We start from the raw sequence: 18015 nt of genomic DNA on the forward strand, positions 1-18015 counted from the left end.
TGGTCCCGCGGGTGTCCACGGCCGCTCCTGTCACACGATCGCCATTCGGCCGACACGCCGACCCCGCGTCGCGCCGACACGCCGCCCCTGCCCCGAAGCGCCTTCTTTTGCACGGCAGTTGACCGGAGTACCGTCCGCCCATGCCGATTCGCACGCTCTGGAGAACGCTCGCGATCCTGGCCGTCGCAGCCCTGACGGCCGTCTTCCTCGTACCGGTCGCCGCCCAGGCGGCACCCCGCGAGAGCAGGCCCGTCTACTCGTACGCGCACGCCGTCCGCGAGTCGGTGTGGGTGGACACCGGTCTGGACGGGGACGGCGACGGCCGCACCGACCGCGTCGCCGCCGACATCGTCCGCCCCTCCGAACCCGCCCGCCAGGGTCGCAAGGTGCCCGTCATCATGGACGCCAGCCCCTACTACTCCTGCTGCGGACGCGGCAACGAGAGCCAGCTCAAGACGTACGACGCGCAGGGGCACGTCGTCCAGATGCCGCTCTTCTACGACAACTACTTCGTGCCGCGCGGTTACGCCTTCGTCGGCGTCGACCTCGCCGGGACCAACCGCAGCGACGGCTGCGTGGACGTCGGCGGGCGCTCCGACATCCGCTCCGCCAAGGCGGTCGTCGACTGGCTCGGCGGCCGGGCCCGCGCCTACACCAGCCGCACCGGCGGCACACCGGTCAGGGCGAGCTGGACGACCGGCGCCACCGGCATGATCGGCAAGAGCTGGGACGCCACCATCGCCAACGGCGTCGCCGCCACCGGGGTGAAGAACCTCAAGACCATCGTGCCGATCAGCGGCATCTCCTCCTGGTACGACTACTACTTCGCCCAGGGTGCCCAGCTCTACGACGGCGGACCCGACGAACTGGCCGGATACGTCGACAGCGAGGGCGCCCAGGCGCACTGCGCGGCCGTGCAGAAGAAGCTCGCGGACGGCAGCCCCACCAGCGGCGACTGGACCGGTCTGTGGACCGAGCGGGACTACGTCAAGGACGCGGCCAAGGTCCGCGCCAGCGTCTTCCTGGTCCACGGGATGCAGGACCTCAACGTCCGCACCAAGCACTTCGGCCAGTGGTGGGACGCGCTCGCGAAGCACGGCGTCGAGCGCAAGATCTGGCTCTCCCAAACCGGCCACGTCGACCCCTTCGACTACCGGCGCGGCGCCTGGGTCGACACCCTGCACCGCTGGTTCGACCACGAACTCCTCGGCTACGACAACGGCATCGACCGCGCGCCCATGGCCGACATCGAGCGCCACCCCGACCAGTGGGTCACCTCCGCCGTCTGGCCGCCGCGCGACACCCGGACCACCACCCTGTACCCGGCGCGCGGCGCCACCCCCGGCGTCGGCACCCTGGGGCTCGGCCGGTCCACCGGCACCGAGCGGTTCACCGACGACCCGAGCCGGAGCGAGACCGACTGGGCGGCCGACCTCACGAAGTCCACGCCCGACAAGGCCGCCTTCGTCACCCCGGCGCTCACCGGACCGCTGCGGATCTCCGGTTCCTCGCACGTCACCGTGACCGCCACACCGAGCACCGCCTCCGCCCATCTGTCCGCCGTCCTGGTCGACCTCGGTCCGGACACCATCCGCGACTACGCCGACGGCGGCGAGGGCATCACCACCCTCGCCGACCGCACCTGCTGGGGCGAGAGCACGACCGGGGACAGCGCCTGCTTCAAGACCACGGCGGCCAAGACGGTGCACGTCGACGCCACCGTCGTCAGCCGGGGCTGGGCCGACCTCGGCCACCACGCCTCGCTCGCCAAGGGCACCCCGCTCACCCCCGGGCGCGCCTACACCATGACCCTCGACCTGGCCGCCACCGACCACGTCGTCCCGGCGGGACACCGTCTTGCCCTGGTCGTCGCGGGCACCGACAAGGACCTCATCGAACCGCCCTCCACCCGGCCCACCCTCACCCTCGACCTCTCCCGCACCCGGGCCCGACTCCCCCTGGACGGCGGCGCCAAGGCCCTCGCCCGGGCCACCGCGACAGCACCCGCCGCACGCACCCTCACCGTCGTCGGCACACCGGAGTGCGCGAGCGGCTACGGCGACGGCTGCACGTCCACCGTGTCGCCCAGCCGGACCGTGCCCGGTTCGAGCACGTCCAGGTAGACACCGACACACGACAGACGGCCCAGGTCGAAGACCGGCACCCGGTGTTCGCGGGCCACGGCACGCATGATGCCCGGGTCGGCCGGAAGGCCGGCCTGGGCCAGCGTGGGGACCACACAGCGCGGGGTGGGGACGGCGACGCGGAACAGGACCTCACCGACGCGGAGTCGACCCCCGAGCCAGGTGTCCTCGGGGAAACCGGGGGCGCCGGGGGTGTCCACGACCAGGTTCGGCCGGAAGCGCCGCGCGTCGAAGTCCCCGGCGGGGTACGCCGCCCGCAGCCGCGCCAGGGACGCCGTGGTGACCAGATGCACCCTGCCGTAGTCGAAGAACGTCCCCGGCGCGACCCGCCCCGAGGTGATCGCCGCACCGGTGGCATCCGTACGGGCCGTGTCACGGAGTACGTCCGGGAGCCCGCCCTCGTACTCCGGCACCGCACGCTCCAGCGCGCCCCCGCCCCGCGCCGGGTCGTCCGACACGCAGACCCCGCGGCCGAGCAGCTTGGAGAGCCGGGCGTCCAACTCCGGGTCGCCGGGGGAGAGTTCCGTGCCGTCCGGCAGCTCGACCGTCACACGGTCGGACAGTGTCGCCCGGCAGGTCAGCAACGGACCCCACTTGCGCGGGTGTTTGGCGGAACCGACCGCCCCCGACTCGTCCAGCACCGCGGCGACCCGGTCCCCGTGCAACCCCCGTGCGGTGACCGCGACGCCGGTCAGGGACTCACCGAGCATGGACTTCACCGGGTAGCGGCGCAGCGCCGTCACCGTCGCCATGCCCGGGATCACCGCCCGCACGCGGTGGCGAGGTCGAGACTGCGGGAGACAGCGGCGGGGATGTCGGTGACCGGGAACAGGGCGTGCCGGACGGTCCGTTCGGCGTCGATCACCAGGATGAGCCGCTTGACGCGCAGGTCCTGTCCGGCGCGGAACGTCGGAAGCCGCAGGGCGGCGGTCAGTTGGAGCCGGTCGTCGGACAGCAGCGGGAAGGGCAGTTCCTCGGCGCGGGCGAACGCTGCCTGCTCCGCCGGGGTTTGAGTGCTCACCCCGTGCACGGCGACACCGGACGTCTCGAACTCCGGCCACGCCGCGCGGAACTGGCGGTTCTCCAGCGTGCAGCCCGCGCTGCCGGGGACGGCGGAGGGCGCCGGGTCGGCCGGGAGACCGGGTATGCCGGTGGCCGGGTAGGCGAACAGGACGGTCGCGCGGGCGGTGGGGGAGACCGGGTCGTACACGGCGCCGTCCGTCCCCGGCAGGCGCACCCCGGCGGGCACGCGCGCACCGACGAGCGCCGCGACCCGCCGCGCCTCCGCGCCGTCGTCGGGCGCCTGGCCGGTGAGGGTGCCGTCGCCGAGGAGCCAGCGGTCCGCCCAGTCCTGGAGCGACACCAGCACGGGCAGCAGCCCCCGGCCCTGCTCGGTCAGCACGTACTCGTGGCGGGGCGGCCGCTCCTGGTAGCGGCGGCGCTCCAGCACCCCGTGGTCGGTCAGCGCGCGCAGCCGCTCCGCGAGGACCTTGCGGGACACGCCCAGCTCCTCCGCCAGTTGGTCGAAGCGCACATGGCCGCGCGCGATCTCGCGCAGCACCAGCAGACTCCACCAGTCGCCCACCACCGCTGCCGCCTGCGCGATGCCGCAGGCGTCGTCCGCCTCGCGCCGTGGTCTCATCGCCGTGGCCCCATCGTCATCGTCGTGGCCCCATCGTCGTGACTCCTCAGGAACGCGCCGCCGGAAGCCGTTGACAGGCCGCCGTGCGCCCATAGTAGGTTCCCATTCGGAACCTGGTCAGTATCGAAAGGGAACCTACCGTGTCGCAGAAGCTCTGGAACGCCGTGGACGACTACTTCAACGGCCTGCTGGTCGAGGAGGACGCCGCGCTGCGGGGCGCGGCCGAGGAGAGCGAGGCGGCCGGGCTCCCTCCGCACCAGGTCGCCCCGAACCAGGGCAAGTTGCTGCATCTGCTGGCCCGTATCCAGGGTGCCCGCTCGGTCCTTGAGATCGGCACCCTCGGCGGCTACAGCACCATCTGGCTGGCCCGCGCCCTGCCCGAGGGAGGGCGGCTGATCACCCTGGAGGCCGACCCGCACCACGCCGAGGTCGCCGCCGCCAACATCGCCGCCGCCGAGGTCGGTCACCTGGTCGACCTGCGCGTAGGCAAGGCGATCGACACCCTGCCGGTGCTCGCGGACGAGGGCGTCGGTCCCTTCGACCTGGTCTTCATCGACGCGGACAAGCCGTCCAACCCCGAGTATCTGCGCTGGGCGCTGCGACTCACCCGGCCCGGCAGCGTCATCATCGGGGACAATGTCGTACGCGAGGGCGCGGTGACCGACCCCGCGAGCGAGGACCCCCGCGTCCAGGGAGTCCGCACCTTCACCGAACTCATCGCGGAACACGCCCAGTTGACCGCGACGACACTCCAGACCGTCGGGTCCAAGGGGTACGACGGGTTCACGCTGGCCCTCGTCACCGAGTAACCGGCTTACCCAGACCGACAGTTGACCGGACCGAGCAGCCCGAGGCGCACATGGCCACCGTCACCCACCTGACGTACTACCCCGTCAAGGGCTGCGCCGGAGTCCCGGTGGCGGAAGCCCAGTTGACACCCGCCGGGCTCGCACACGACCGCAGCTTCATGGTCGTCAGCGAGGAGGGCGTCTTCCGCACCCAGCGACGCGACCCGCGACTCGCCCTGATCCAGCCCGAGGTCACCCCCGGCGGCGACCGGCTCATCCTCCACGCACCGGGTCACGGCACCGTGCGCGTCGCCGTGGACGCCTCCGGCGCCGCCCGGCCCGTCGACCTGTTCGGCACCGCCTACCGGGGCATCGACCAGGGCGACACCGTGGCCGACTGGCTGTCCCAGGCGCTCGGCACGCCCAGCAGACTGGTCCGCGTCCCGCCCGACCACGACCGGGTGACCGACGGCCGGACACCGGGCACCTCCGGCTACGCCGACAGTTGCGCCCTGCACGTCGTCTCCCGCGCCACCCTCGACGAACTGAACCGGAGACTGGCGGAGCGCGGCGCCGCCCCGCTGCCGATGAGCCGCTTCCGCCCCAACGTCGTCATCGACGGCTGGGACGAGCCCCACACCGAGGACCGCGTCCTGCTCCTCACCCTCGGCGCCGCCGAACTCGGCTACGCCAAGCTCGCCATCCGCTGCGCCGTCACCATGGTCGACCAGGAGACCGGCGCGAGATCGGGACCCGAACCGCTGCGCACCCTCGCGGCATACCGGCGCGCGAGAGAGGGCGGAGTCGCCTTCGGCACGAAGTTCGCCGTACTGCGCCCGGGCAAGGTGTCCGTGGGGGACGAGGCGGTCGTCGGCGGATGGGGCGAGTCGGAGCTGTAGACCGCCGCGGGGCCGTCCAGTGCCGTACGAACAGGTACACCCTCGACCACGCGTGCGGCCGTCGCCCCGTGCGGACCAAGGGAATTCCGGCCACCGTGCGACGGGTGTGCCGAGAGTCCCCTCCCGGCGGGCTCCCGATCCCCTCGGCGCCGGGATACTCGCAGCATGTCTGCCGCTTACGCGACCTTCGGCCTGGTACCGGCGTTCCGCGCGGGCGGCGTGCTGCCCGACGGCGGCTATCAGATCCACCGCGACTTCACGGACTTCGTCGTGGACGGACAGCCCCTGCTGTTCCGCTTCCCCGACCTCGACGCGGTGACCCCGCTCGCCTCCGACGTGCCGCCCGAGGTGCTCGCCGCGCAGGTGCGGGGGCTGCTCCTGGAGCGCGAACCCCCGCTGCCCGGCGGGCGGTTCGTGGTGTACGGGTGCCCCGAGTGCGCGGACCTGGCGTGCGGGGCGCTGACCGCCGTCGTGGAGCGGGACGACGGCGACGTCGTCTGGCGCGACTTCGCCTGGCAGGACGGCGAGCACGCCGAACCGGTGCGCGACGGCTACGGCGGCACGGGACCCTTCCGCTTCCGGGCTCCCGCCTACCGGGCCGCCCTCACCGCCCTGCTCGACCGCCCGGACACCGCGCCCGCGCCCCGCCCCCACGTCCTGGTGATCGGACCCCGCGCCGGGACCCCCGCCCGCCTCGCCGCCGCCCTGCGCGGCACCGGCGTCGGCGCCGACGTCACCCCCGAGGTGGACGACGTGCCCGCGGAGGAACTGCGCCGCTACGACGCCGTGCTGTACGCCCCCGGCGTCCCCGAGCCCCAACGAGCCGCCGTACGCGAGGTGTTCACCCGCGCCGGGGTCGACACCGCCCACGTGGACGCGCTCGCGCCGATCGTCCCGCTCCTCGTCGCCCAGACCGAGCAGGCGCTCGACCGCGACGCGCTCCGCCCGCGCCGGATCACCGCCCTCACCGCCGACCGCCACACCGCCGCGCTCGACGTGGCCACCGCCTGCCGGGTCCGCCTCCTCGCCTACCGCCGCGACCGCCTCCACCGCGTCCACGTGCGCGAACTCCTCGACGAGATCCTCACCCCGGGCACCCACCACCTCCCGCTGGACCCGAGAGCCGTACGCGGCAACGCGTACGTGGTGGCCCGCACGACCGGGACGGTCCTGACGGCACCGGCCGCCCCCTGACGCCTGGCCGCACCGCCCTTCGCCGGACATTAAAATCGGCCCCCTGATGACTGCCACCCTCGTCGCCAAGAACCTCGCCGCCGGCCATGCCGACCGCTCCCTCTTCTCCGGACTCGACCTCGTCGTCGCCCCCGGGGACGTGATCGGGCTGGTCGGTGCCAACGGCGCGGGCAAGTCCACGCTGCTCAGGCTCCTCGCCGGGCTCACCCCGCCCGAGGACGGCGAGCTGCGGCTCTCCCCGCCCACCGCCGCCGTCGGCTACCTGCCGCAGGAGCCGGAGCGCAGGCCGGGGGAGAGCGTGCGGGAGTTCCTCGGCCGCCGCACCGGCGTCGCCGAGGCGCAGCGGATCATGGACGAGGCGACCCAGGCGCTCGTGGACGGCGCGCCCGGCGCCGACGACGCCTACGCCACCAGCCTGGACCGCTGGCTCCACCTCGGCGGCGCCGACCTGGACGAACGTGCCGAGGAAATCGCGGGCTCGCTCGGTCTCGCCGTGGACCTCGACCGCCCGATGACCTCCCTCTCCGGCGGCCAGGCGGCCCGCGCGGGACTCGCCTCGCTGCTGCTCTCCCGCTACGACGTCTTCCTCCTGGACGAGCCCACCAACGACCTCGACCTCGACGGGCTGGAGCGCCTGGAGCGCTTCGTCACCGGACTGCGCGCGGGCACCGTCGTCGTCAGCCACGACCGCGAGTTCCTCACCCGCACGGTCACCAAGGTCCTCGAACTCGACCTCGCCCAGCGGCAGATCAACCTCTACGGCGGCGGCTACGCGGGCTACCTGGAAGAGCGCGAGGTCGCCCGCAGGCACGCCCGCGAGGACTACGAGGAGTACGCCGACAAGCGCGCCGCCCTCCAGGACCGCGCCCAGACACAGCGCTCCTGGATGGACAAGGGCGTCAAGAACGCCCGGCGCAAGGCGGGCAACGACAACGACAAGATCGGCCGCAAGTTCCGCAGCGAGGCCAGCGAGAAGCAGGCCGCCAAGGCGCGCCAGACCCAGCGCATGATCGAGCGCCTGGAGGTCGTCGACGAGCCCCGCAAGGAGTGGGAGCTGCGCATGGAGATCGCCTCCGCGCCCCGCTCCGGCGCGGTCGTCGCGACCCTCCGCGACGCCGAGGTACGGCGCGAGGGCTTCACCTTCGGTCCGGTCACGCTCCAGATCGACTGGGCCGACCGCATCGCCGTCACCGGCGCCAACGGCGCGGGCAAGTCCACCCTGCTCGGCGCCCTGCTCGGCCGTGTCCCGCTGGACGCGGGACACGCCACGCTCGGCTCCGGCGTCCTGGTCGGGGAGGTGGACCAGGCGCGCGGTCTCTTCCACGGTCCCGAGACCCTGCTCGCCGCGTTCCAGGCGGCGGTGCCCGACACCGAGGCGGCCGAGGTCCGCACCCTGCTCGCCAAGTTCGGGCTGAAGGCCGACCACGTGCTGCGCCCCGCCGCGACCCTCTCCCCGGGCGAACGCACCCGCGCCGCCCTCGCCCTCCTCCAGGGCAGGGGCGTCAACCTGCTCGTCCTCGACGAGCCGACCAACCACCTCGACCTGCCCGCCATCGAACAGCTCGAGTCCGCCCTCGACGCCTACGACGGCACGCTCCTCCTGGTCACCCACGACCGCCGGATGCTCGACGCGGTCAAGGTCAACCGCCGCCTGGAGGTCGCGGACGGCAAGGTGACGGAGCGCTAGGCCCGCCGGGGGAGCCCCACAGGCTCCCCCGGTGTCCATCGGCGCCGGGCGGCGAACCACACCCGCCCGGCTCCCCATGCGGCTCAGCCCCGCCCGTTGCCCGGGTTCAGCAGCCCCGCGCGGCGCAGCGCGTCCGCCATCGCGCTGTTGGCGGGAGCGGGCGCCTGACGACCGCCCCGGTCACCACCGCGCCCCTGCCCCTGCCGACCGGACTGTCCCTGTCCCTGTCCCTGGCCCTGTCCCTGGCGACCGCCCTGACCCCGCCGCTGCTGCGGCGGACGGGAGCCGCCGCCGCGCCGCTCCTTGCCGTCCTGACCCTGCGCCGCCGCCTCGTCGTCCAGCCGCAGCGTCAGCGCGATCCGCTTGCGCGGGATGTCCACGTCCAGGACCTTCACCTTGACGATGTCACCCGGCTTGGCGACGTCCCGCGGGTCCTTGACGAACGTCTTCGACATCGCGGACACGTGCACCAGACCGTCCTGGTGGACGCCGATGTCCACGAACGCGCCGAAGGCGGCGACGTTCGTCACCACGCCCTCGAGCACCATCCCGGCGGACAGGTCGGAGATCTTCTCCACGCCCTCCTTGAAGGTGGCCGTCTTGAACGCCGGACGCGGGTCGCGCCCCGGCTTCTCCAGCTCCTTGAGGATGTCCGTGACCGTCGGCAGACCGAAGGTGTCGTCCACGAAGTCGGCGGGGCGCAGCGAGCGCAGCACACCGGTGTTGCCGACCAGCGAGGCGACCTCCTGACCCGAGGTCTTCACCATCCGCCGCACCACCGGGTACGCCTCCGGGTGCACGCTGGAGGAGTCCAGCGGGTCGTCCCCGCCCCGGATGCGCAGGAAGCCCGCGCACTGCTCGTACGCCTTCGGGCCGAGCCGGGAGACCTTCTTGAGCTGGGCGCGGGAGGTGAACGGACCGTTGGCGTCGCGGTGCGCCACGATGTTCTCCGCGAGGGTGGCGGAGACCCCGGACACCCGCGAAAGCAGCGGTACGGACGCGGTGTTGACGTCCACGCCGACGCCGTTCACACAGTCCTCGACCACCGCGTCCAGCGAGCGCGACAGCTTCACCTCGGACAGGTCGTGCTGGTACTGCCCGACACCGATCGACTTCGGGTCGATCTTCACCAGTTCGGCCAGCGGGTCCTGGAGACGGCGCGCGATGGAGACCGCGCCGCGCAGCGACACGTCCATGCCGGGCAGCTCGCGGGAGGCGTACTCCGACGCCGAGTACACCGACGCGCCCGCCTCCGACACCATCACCTTGGTGAGGTTCAACTCCGGGTGCTTGGCGATGAGTTCGGTGGCCAGCTTGTCGGTCTCGCGGGAGGCGGTGCCGTTGCCGATCGCGACCAGGTCGACCGCGTGCTCCTTCGCCAGGCGCGCCAGCTTGGCGATCGCCTCGTCCCACTTGTTGGCCGGGACGTGCGGATAGATGACATCGGTGGCGACAGCCTTGCCGGTCGCGTCGACCACGGCTACCTTCACGCCCGTACGGAAACCGGGGTCGAGACCGAGCGTGGCGCGGGTGCCGGCCGGGGCGGCGAGCAGCAGGTCGCGCAGGTTGGCGGCGAACACGTTCACCGCCTCGTCCTCGGCGGCCGTGCGCAGCCGCAGTCTGAGGTCGATGCCGAGGTGCACGAGCACCCGGGTGCGCCAGGCCCAACGGACCGTGTCGCCCAGCCACTTGTCGCCCGGGCGCCCCCGGTCCGCGATGCCGAACCGCGTCGCGATGAAGCCCTCGTACGTCGAGGGACCCTCGGTCGGCTCCTCCGGCTCCAGGACGAGGTCGAGGACCTCCTCCTTCTCGCCGCGCAGCATCGCCAGGATCCGGTGCGAGGGCAGCTCGGTGAACGGCTCGGTGAAGTCGAAGTAGTCGGCGAACTTGGCGCCCGCCTCCTCCTTGCCCTCGCGCACCTTGGCCGCCAGGCGCCCGCGCGTCCACATCCGCTCGCGCAGCTCACCGATCAGGTCGGCGTCCTCCGAGAAACGCTCGGTCAGGATCGCCCGCGCGCCGTCCAGCGCGGCCTGCGCGTCCGCGACGCCCTTGTCGGCGTCCACGAACGCGGCAGCGGCGGCAGCCGGGTCGACCGACGGATCGGTCAGCAGCCCCTCGGCCAGCGGCTCCAGACCCGCCTCGCGGGCGATCTGCGCCTTGGTGCGCCGCTTGGGCTTGTACGGCAGATAGATGTCCTCCAGGCGCGCCTTGGTCTCGGCGCCCCGGATACGGGCTTCGAGATCCTCGGTGAGCTTGCCCTGCTCGCGCACCGACTCCAGGATCGCGGCCCGCCGGTCCTCCAGCTCCCGCAGATAACGCAGCCGTTCCTCGATCGTGCGCAACTGCGCGTCGTCGAGCATCTCGGTCGCTTCCTTGCGGTAGCGGGCGATGAAGGGCACCGTCGAACCGCCGTCCAGCAGCTCCACCGCGGCCTTCACCTGCCGCTCCCGTACGCCGAGTTCCCCGGCGATCCTGCCTTCGATGGACGCTGTGAGGGGTGTCGTCACGATCCCGTACCGCCTTCTCCACTGAGGTTGCGCGGCAATTGTGGCAGGTGACACCGACATCCGGACGGCAGGGCGCTCCGGCGGCCCGTCGCGCGCGACCCTCAGGCGCGGCTGCCGCCCGAGGCGCCCCCGAACAGCCGGGCGAGCGCCCGGAACGGCAGGGTGACGACGGTCGCGATGGCTCCGCCGATCTGGCGCAGTACGTCGGCGATGGCACGGAACACGATGGGTTCTCCCTTCTCGCGGGCTCCACCCGGACCCCTGCGGGGATTCCCCGAGGTCCCGGGGCCGGGTGTTCCGGGTTTTCCCGGACTTCTCCCGGACGACAGGCGTCCGGGCCGGTCCGGGTACCCCGTCGGCCGCCGCCCACGCCCCGCGCCCGGATCACTCCGGCGCGGGCACGCTCCAGGTGAAGCGGGGTGCCCGGCGCTCCAGGAACGCGGTGACGCCCTCGGCGGTGTCGGACGCGGCGCTGGCCCGCTCCGCCCAGTGGGCGTCGCGGTCGGTGCGGCCGTCCGCGAACTCCTTCGCCGCCGCCTGCGTCAGCCGCGAGCGGGACACCAGGACCCCGGTCAGCGCGTCCACCCGCTTGTCGAGGTCCCCGGCGGGCAGCACCTCGTCCACCAGACCGGTGCGCAGGGCCCGCTCGGTGTCGATCAACTCGCCCGAGAACAGCAGGTACTTGGCGGTCGCCGGGCCCACCAGCGACACCAGGCGCCGGGTGGAGGAGGCGGGGTAGACGATGCCGAGCTTCGCCGGGGTCACCCCGAACAGCGTCCCCTCCTCCGCAAGGCGCAGATCACAGGCAGCCGCGAGCTGGGCTCCGCCGCCCACGCAGTGCCCCCGGACGGCGGCGAGCGTCGGCTTCGGGAACGCGGCGAGCGCCTCCTCGGCCGCCACCGCGAGCCCCTGCGCCTCCTGGGGTCCCTCCCGGAGCGAGGAGATGTCGGCGCCCGCGCAGAAGGTCGTGCCCTCGCCGGTCAGCACCAGCGCGCGTACGTCCGCGTCGGCGGCGAGCCGGTCGAGCAGCGGGGGCAGCGACCGCCACATCGCGGCGGTCATGGCGTTGCGCTTGGCCGGGTTGCGGATGACGACGGTGGCGACGTGACCGGCGACCCGGTACGACAACTGCGGCTCCATGCGGCGGATCGTACCGACCCGGTCCGTCCCGCCGGTAAGCCCCCGGCGCGTGGTCCGAATCGGCACCGGGACCAAACCCGTACAACCCGAAGAGTTCGGGAACCGGCGTCCGGGAGACAGGAACAGTCGCGCGGACGACCAGGTCATACGCGAACGGTCGAAAACGTTCGATACCCGCTGACTTCTGTTCAGTCATCCGGTGCGGAGCCGATCATTACCAACACTCGACGTGTGGTGACAATCGAGCGCGAGGGTGGCGACCGGACGATGGACAACCACGGGCGTGGGAGCGTGCCGCGCCCAGCGCAGGAGGGCGCCCCGCCGGCGCCCGGAACACTGCCGTACGAAGGGGTCTGGAGGTTCACCGCGGCCACCGTGGACGCCTCGGTCCCGCAGGCCCGGCACGCGGTGCGCGATCTGCTGCTGCGCCAGGGCGTTCCCGTCGCCGACGACGTGGCGCACGGGCTGCTGCTGATCGTCTCCGAACTGGTCACGAACGCGGTCAAGCACGCGGCGCTGCTGTCGCCGATGCTCGCCGTGGAGGTGGCCGTCGGCGCGGAGTGGGTGCGGGTGTCGGTGGAGGACAACCACCCCTACCGCCCGACCGCCCTGGAGGCGGACCACGGCCAGACCGGCGGACGCGGTCTGCTGCTCGTGCGCGAGGTGGCGCGGGAGGCGGGCGGCACGGTCGACGTGGAGCACACGGCGAGCGGCGGCAAGGTGATCTGGGCGGCCCTGCCGCTCAAGCCCGCGCTCCAGCGGTGAGACCGCCCCCGGTCCCTCGGACCCGCCCGGGTGCTACCAGCCCGCCGAGGGACCGGTCAGTTCCCTGATCGCGGGGCGGGCGGCGTCCAGGACGGTCAGGAACCACGCCGAGAACGGCTCACGGGCGTGCCGCTCCGCCAGCTCGGCGGCGGAGACGAACGCGGTCTCCCCGACCTCCTCCGCGTCCGGCGTCACGGGCTCCTGGACCAGACCGACGAAGAGGTGGTTGAACTCCTGCTCCACCAGACCCGAGGCCGGGTCCGGGTGGTTGTAGCGGACGGTGCCCGCCGCGGCCAGCAGCGACGGGGAGACACCCAGCTCCTCGTACGTCCGCCGGGCCGCCGCCGCGAAGGGAGCCTCGCCGGGGTACGGGTGACCGCAGCAGGTGTTGGACCAGACACCGGGGGAGTGGTACTTGCCGAGCGCGCGCTGCTGGAGCAGCAGCCTGCCCCGCTCGTCGAAGAGGAACACCGAGAACGCCCGGTGGAGCTGTCCCGGCGGCTGATGGGCCGCGAGCTTCTCCGCGGTGCCGATCGTCACGCCCTTCTCGTCGACCAGTTCCAGCAAAATCGGCTGTGTGGTGCCGTTCGACGAGCTGTGCGTCTCGGTGGCAGGTGTGATCGGCATACCCATCCTTCGCCTCGGTCTTCGCACCCCAAGTCTGCCGTACGAATCCGGCACTCCCGACACTTCCCGGCACGTCCGCATGTCCCGTGCCAGGTGGGGCGGAAGCGGGGCCCGGAAGCACATCGTGCCCGGCGCCCGGTGCGGGGAACCTCGGCAAGCCCTCGCACACGGGTGCGCACCGTCAACGTACGCCACCGGGACCGGGCGCCGGGTGCGGACCCCTCGGGTCGGCCCCTCGGGTCGCCGTCAGTGGCAGAGCCGCGCCTCGTGCTCCGCGTGGCCGCCGGGCTCCAACTGGAAGGTGCAGTGCTCCACGTCGAAGTGGTCGCCGAGGCAGCCCTGGAGTTCGTGCAGCATCTTCTCGTGGCCGATCGCGTTCAGCACCTCCGTGCTGACCACCACGTGCGCGGAGAGCACCGGCAGACCCGAGGTGATGGTCCAGGCGTGCAGGTCGTGCACGTCCTCCACGCCGTCCAGCTCCAGGATGTGCGTGCGCACCTCGGCCATGTCCACGTTCTTCGGGGCGGCTTCCAGGAGCACGTCCAGCGTCTCGCGCAGCAGCTTGACCGTCCTCGGCACGATCATCAGACCGATCACCAGCGAGGCGACCGGGTCGGCCGCCTGCCAGCCGGTGGCCAGGATGACCGCCGCCGAGACGATCACCGCGACCGAGCCGAGCGCGTCGGCGGCGACCTCCAGGAAGGCGCCGCGCACATTGAGACTGTCCTTCTGCCCGCCCATCAGCAGCAGGAGCGAGACGGAGTTCGCCACCAGACCGATCGCACCGAAGACGATCATCAGCCCGCCCTCGGTCCCCGCGGGGTGGACGAACCGCTCCACCGCCTCGAAGAGGACGTACCCGCCGACCCCGAGCAGCAGCAGACAGTTGGCCAGAGCCGCCAGGATCTCGGCACGGGCGTAGCCGAAGGTGCGGTTGGCGCTGGGCGGGCGCGCCGCGAAGTGGATGGCGAGCAGCGCCATCACCAGCCCGACCGCGTCGGTCGCCATGTGGGCCGCGTCGGCGATCAGCGCGAGCGAGTCCGCGAGGAACCCGCCGACGATCTCCACCACCATGATGATGAGCGTGATCCCCAGCGCCGCCCGCAGCCGCCCCCGATAGGCAGCCGCCGCCGTCCCCGTGGGCGCGTGACTGTGCCCATGACCGTGGTCGTGCCCTGCCCCCATGCCGAAGACCACCCTTCCGTCTGCCCACCGGCTCACAGTGAACAACGCCCGGCGCCTGCGGGGCAACGCGGCACTGAATACCGTTGTCATATGCTCTGACCTGCGGAAACGATTCGCAGGTCAGAGAGGTGCGGGTGGCCGGGGGCGCTTCACCCGTGGTGGTGCCGCCACCCCTCCCACGCCGAGGTGACCATCTCGCGGACGTCCCGGCGGGACTGCCAGCCCAGTTCGGTGTGGGCTCGGGTGGCGGAGGCGACGGCTCGGGGGGCGTCGCCGGGGCGGCGGGGTTCGACGAGGGGCGGGGTTGTTTCGCCGGTGACCTCGGCGATCACGGTGATCAGTTCGCGGACCGAGACGCCCTCGCCGCTGCCGATGTTCAGGGTGAGGTCGCCGGTGAAGGTGCCGTCGGAGAGGCGGCGGGCAGCCGCGAGGTGGGCGTCCGCGAGGTCCGCGACGTGGATGTAGTCGCGGATACAGGTGCCGTCCGGGGTCGGATAGTCGTCGCCGAAGATCCGGGGCGCCTCGCCGCGGGTGAGGCGGTCGAAGACCATCGGGACGATGTTGAAGACACCGGTGTCCGCCAGCTCCGGGGCGGCGGCTCCCGCCACGTTGAAGTAGCGCAGGCACACCGTCGCGATGCCGTGCGCCCGGCCCGCCGCCCGCACCAGCCACTCACCGGCCAGCTTGGTCTCGCCGTAGGGGTTCACCGGCACGCACGGGGTGTCCTCGGTGATCAGGTCCACGTCCGGGTTGCCGTACACCGCCGCCGAGGACGAGAACAGCAGCCGTCGCACCCCGCTCTCCGCCATCGCGTCCAGCAGCGTGCCGAGACCGCCGAGGTTCTCCCGGTAGTAACGGGTGGGCTCCGCCACCGACTCCCCGACCTGCTTGCGCGCCGCGAGATGCACCACACCGCTCACCCCGTGCTCGGCCAGCACCCGCTTCAGCAGATCCCCGTCCAGCGTCGAGCCCTCGACCAGCGGCACCCCCTCGGGCAGCCGCTCCGGCACGGCGGCGGACAGGTCGTCGAGCACCACGGCACTCTCCCCGGCACCGGCCAGCGCCCGCGCCACGTGTGCCCCGATGTATCCGGCTCCGCCGGTGATCAGCCACGTCATGGTCGCCCACCCTATGCCGCCCCGCACGCACCCCGGCAGAGCCCGGACCGCCGCCCCTCTGTCCCGCGATGCCCGGGTCTGCGCCCCGCGGTTTGTGGGGCGGCCCCCGCATCCCCGATGATGATCGCGGCATGGGCGGGGCGGACTCCGCGGCGGACCCGCGAGGGCCGGGCCGTGAACGCCCGGTGAACGGCGGCTCCGGCCGATCGGATAGCCTCTGCCGACATGCCGCCCAGGGTGCCGAAGGCAGGGCGCCCCACCACGCATCACGCAAGCGACCGGCGCCGACGCGCCGGCACCCAGGGAGTTGAGTTCGGTTGTCGACCGCCATCGTCACCGGTCAGCCGGTACCCGGATCGTCTCTCGAAAGCGATCTGCGGTCCCTCGGCTTCGACGTGCGTGTGGCCGCCGACGCCTCCGAGGCCGAGACCCTGCTCGCGACCGTCCCGGCCAGCCACCGCGTCGCCCTGGTCGACGCCCGCTTCGTCGGCCACCCGCACGCGCTGCGCCTCGGTCTGACCGACCCCCGCTTCCCGCTCGCCGCCGTACCCGGCGCCGTCACCGCGCAGGCCACCGCCCGCCAGGCGCTCAGCCGCGCCCTGACCCGCGAGACCACCGCGGGCGGCGGCACCGCCGTCGCCGTGGACAGCCTGCCCGACCGCCTGGTCACCGCCCTGGACGCCGACTACGGCGAGGTCCACCGCCCCGAGCTGGGCAGCCTCGTCGCCACCGTCCCCGCCGACCCCCAGACCCGCAACGAGGCCCGGCAGGCCGTCGCCGCCGTCGACGACGAGGCCGTACGCCTGAGGTCCGCCGTGAAGTCCCGGGACGGCTTCTTCACCACCTACTGCATCAGCCCGTACTCGCGCTACATCGCCCGCTGGTGCGCCCGCCGGGGTCTGACCCCGAACCAGGTCACCACCGCCTCGCTGCTCACCGCGCTCATAGCGGCGGCCTCGGCCGCGACGGGCACCCGCGCCGGATTCGTCGCCGCCGGTGTCCTGCTGATCGCCTCCTTCGTGCTGGACTGCACCGACGGCCAGCTCGCCCGCTACTCCCTGCAGTACTCCACCCTCGGCGCCTGGCTCGACGCCACCTTCGACCGCGCCAAGGAGTACGCCTACTACGCCGGTCTCGCCCTCGGCGCGGCCCGCGGCGGCGACGACGTCTGGGCCCTCGCGCTCGGCGCGATGATCCTCCAGACCTGCCGCCACGTCGTGGACTTCTCCTTCAACGAGGCCAACCACGACGCCACCGCCAACACCAGCCCCACCGCCGCCCTCTCCGGACGGCTCGACAGCGTCGGCTGGACCGTGTGGCTGCGCCGGATGATCGTCCTGCCCATCGGCGAACGCTGGGCCATGATCGCCGTCCTCACCGCCGCGACCACGCCCCGCATCACCTTCTACGTGCTCCTGATCGGCTGCGCGCTGGCCGCGACGTACACCACGGCGGGCCGCGTGCTGCGCTCGGTGACCCGCAAGGCCAGGCGCACCGACCGCGCCGCCCAGGCGCTGGCGGACCTCACCGACAGCGGTCCCCTCACCCGGCTGCTCACCCGGGGGCGGCCGGGCAAGGTCAGGCTCACGGTCCTGGCCCCCCTCTGCGCCGCTCTCGGCGCCGTGGTCCTGGTCGGGTCGGCCGCGCTGTTCGGGGCGAGCTGGACGTTCGTCGTCGCCGCCGGTCTCTACGTCCTGTTCTCCGCCGAGGCCGTCGAGCGTCCCCTCAAGGGCGCCCTCGACTGGCTGGTCCCGCCGTTCTTCCGGGCCGCCGAATACAGCACGGTCCTGATCCTCGCGGCGAAGGCCGACGTACCGGGAGCCCTTCCGGCGGCGTTCGGGCTGGTCGCGGCCGTCGCCTACCATCACTACGACACGGTGTACCGCATCCGCGGCGGCGCCGGCGCGCCGCCCGCGTGGCTCGTGTGCGCCACCGGCGGTCAGGAGGGGCGGGTCCTGCTCGTCGCCGTCCTCGCCGCGCTGCTGACCGCCTCGCAGTTCACCGTCGCGCTCACGGTCCTCGCCGTGGTCATCGCCTTGCTGGTGCTCGCCGAGAGCATCCGCTTCTGGGTGTCCGCAGGGGCGCCCGCCGTTCACGACGAAGGAGAAACCGCATGATCGGCCTCGTGCTGGCGGCCGGCGCCGGACGGCGTCTGCGCCCCTACACCGACACGCTGCCCAAGGCGCTCGTGCCGGTCGGACCGGAGGGCGACGAGGAGTCGCTCACCGTTCTCGACCTCACCCTGGGCAACTTCGCCGAGGTGGGTCTGACCGAGGTCGGTGTCATCGTCGGTTACCGCAAGGAAGCCGTGTACGCCCG

At 72.9% G+C, this 18015-nt stretch carries 16 protein-coding genes; 8 read left to right on the forward strand and 8 right to left on the reverse strand.

Going from position 1 to position 18015, the window contains the following annotated elements:
• The first annotated feature begins 140 nt into the window (after positions 1–140).
• Positions 141–2123 (forward strand): Xaa-Pro dipeptidyl-peptidase, encoded by a 1983-nt coding sequence (locus IF655_RS27515; RefSeq protein ID WP_199587834.1) that lies wholly within the window; start codon positions 141–143, stop codon positions 2121–2123.
• Here the strand turns inward: IF655_RS27515 and IF655_RS27520 are convergent.
• Positions 2054–2896 carry an MOSC domain-containing protein gene (locus tag IF655_RS27520; protein ID WP_199587835.1) on the reverse strand — a complete coding sequence of 281 codons (843 nt, stop codon included), beginning with the start codon at positions 2894–2896 and terminating at the stop codon, positions 2054–2056. The two genes, IF655_RS27515 and IF655_RS27520, sit on opposite strands and share 70 nt — an antisense overlap.
• A gap of 8 nt (positions 2897–2904) precedes the next feature.
• Positions 2905–3786: a winged helix-turn-helix transcriptional regulator gene (locus tag IF655_RS27525; RefSeq protein WP_199587836.1), complete on the reverse strand. Its 882-nt coding sequence runs from the start codon at positions 3784–3786 to the stop codon at positions 2905–2907.
• Between the two features lie 140 nt (positions 3787–3926).
• On the opposite strand from IF655_RS27525, the gene IF655_RS27530 reads away from it, so the two are divergent.
• From IF655_RS27530 to IF655_RS27545, 4 genes are all read left to right on the forward strand, one after another.
• Positions 3927–4595 carry an O-methyltransferase gene (locus IF655_RS27530; RefSeq protein ID WP_199587837.1) on the forward strand — a complete coding sequence of 223 codons (669 nt, stop codon included), beginning with the start codon at positions 3927–3929 and terminating at the stop codon, positions 4593–4595.
• A gap of 50 nt (positions 4596–4645) precedes the next feature.
• Positions 4646–5473 (forward strand): MOSC domain-containing protein, encoded by an 828-nt coding sequence (locus IF655_RS27535; protein WP_199587838.1) that lies wholly within the window; start codon positions 4646–4648, stop codon positions 5471–5473.
• Positions 5474–5638: 165 nt separating this feature from the next.
• The gene (locus IF655_RS27540) at positions 5639–6667 is read left to right on the forward strand and encodes an oxidoreductase (RefSeq protein ID WP_199587839.1); all 1029 of its coding nucleotides are present in this window, start codon (positions 5639–5641) and stop codon (positions 6665–6667) included.
• A gap of 46 nt (positions 6668–6713) precedes the next feature.
• The gene (locus IF655_RS27545) at positions 6714–8354 is read left to right on the forward strand and encodes an ABC-F family ATP-binding cassette domain-containing protein (RefSeq protein WP_199587840.1); all 1641 of its coding nucleotides are present in this window, start codon (positions 6714–6716) and stop codon (positions 8352–8354) included.
• A gap of 83 nt (positions 8355–8437) precedes the next feature.
• On the opposite strand, the gene IF655_RS27550 is transcribed toward IF655_RS27545, so the two are convergent.
• The 3 genes from IF655_RS27550 to IF655_RS27555 all read right to left on the reverse strand — a co-directional run bounded on the left by IF655_RS27550 (position 8438) and on the right by IF655_RS27555 (position 12001).
• Positions 8438–10861, reverse strand: a complete 2424-nt coding sequence (locus IF655_RS27550) for a Tex family protein (protein ID WP_199587841.1) — start codon at positions 10859–10861, stop codon at positions 8438–8440.
• Between the two features lie 101 nt (positions 10862–10962).
• A complete protein-coding gene (locus tag IF655_RS31575) occupies positions 10963–11085 on the reverse strand; it encodes an LPFR motif small protein (RefSeq protein ID WP_307815087.1) in 123 nt (40 codons plus the stop codon).
• 160 nt (positions 11086–11245) lie between these two features.
• Complete coding sequence (locus tag IF655_RS27555) at positions 11246–12001, reverse strand: enoyl-CoA hydratase/isomerase family protein (RefSeq protein ID WP_199587842.1); 756 nt, start codon at positions 11999–12001, stop codon at positions 11246–11248.
• 267 nt (positions 12002–12268) lie between these two features.
• Between IF655_RS27555 and IF655_RS27560 the strand changes: the two genes are divergently transcribed.
• Positions 12269–12766: an ATP-binding protein gene (locus tag IF655_RS27560; RefSeq protein ID WP_206776522.1), complete on the forward strand. Its 498-nt coding sequence runs from the start codon at positions 12269–12271 to the stop codon at positions 12764–12766.
• Positions 12767–12799: 33 nt separating this feature from the next.
• Here the strand turns inward: IF655_RS27560 and idi are convergent, their stop codons facing one another.
• From idi to galE, 3 genes are all read right to left on the reverse strand, one after another.
• Entirely contained in the window at positions 12800–13393 is a 594-nt protein-coding gene (gene idi, locus IF655_RS27565) for an isopentenyl-diphosphate Delta-isomerase (RefSeq protein ID WP_199587844.1), read from the reverse strand.
• A gap of 246 nt (positions 13394–13639) precedes the next feature.
• Positions 13640–14578, reverse strand: a complete 939-nt coding sequence (locus tag IF655_RS27570) for a cation diffusion facilitator family transporter (RefSeq protein ID WP_199587845.1) — start codon at positions 14576–14578, stop codon at positions 13640–13642.
• A 149-nt stretch (positions 14579–14727) separates the two neighbouring features.
• The gene (gene galE, locus IF655_RS27575; protein ID WP_199587846.1) at positions 14728–15696 is read right to left on the reverse strand and encodes a UDP-glucose 4-epimerase GalE; all 969 of its coding nucleotides are present in this window, start codon (positions 15694–15696) and stop codon (positions 14728–14730) included.
• A 317-nt stretch (positions 15697–16013) separates the two neighbouring features.
• On the opposite strand from galE, the gene IF655_RS27580 reads away from it, so the two are divergent.
• Complete coding sequence (locus IF655_RS27580; protein WP_199587847.1) at positions 16014–17813, forward strand: DUF5941 domain-containing protein; 1800 nt, start codon at positions 16014–16016, stop codon at positions 17811–17813.
• Positions 17810–18015 (forward strand): sugar phosphate nucleotidyltransferase (locus IF655_RS27585; RefSeq protein WP_199587848.1); only part of this gene is annotated, 206 nt, incomplete at its 3' end. The genes IF655_RS27580 and IF655_RS27585, both read left to right, overlap by 4 nt.

The organism is Streptomyces sp. DSM 110735 (assembly GCF_016482685.1).
In the GTDB taxonomy this organism is placed as follows: domain Bacteria; phylum Actinomycetota; class Actinomycetes; order Streptomycetales; family Streptomycetaceae; genus Streptomyces.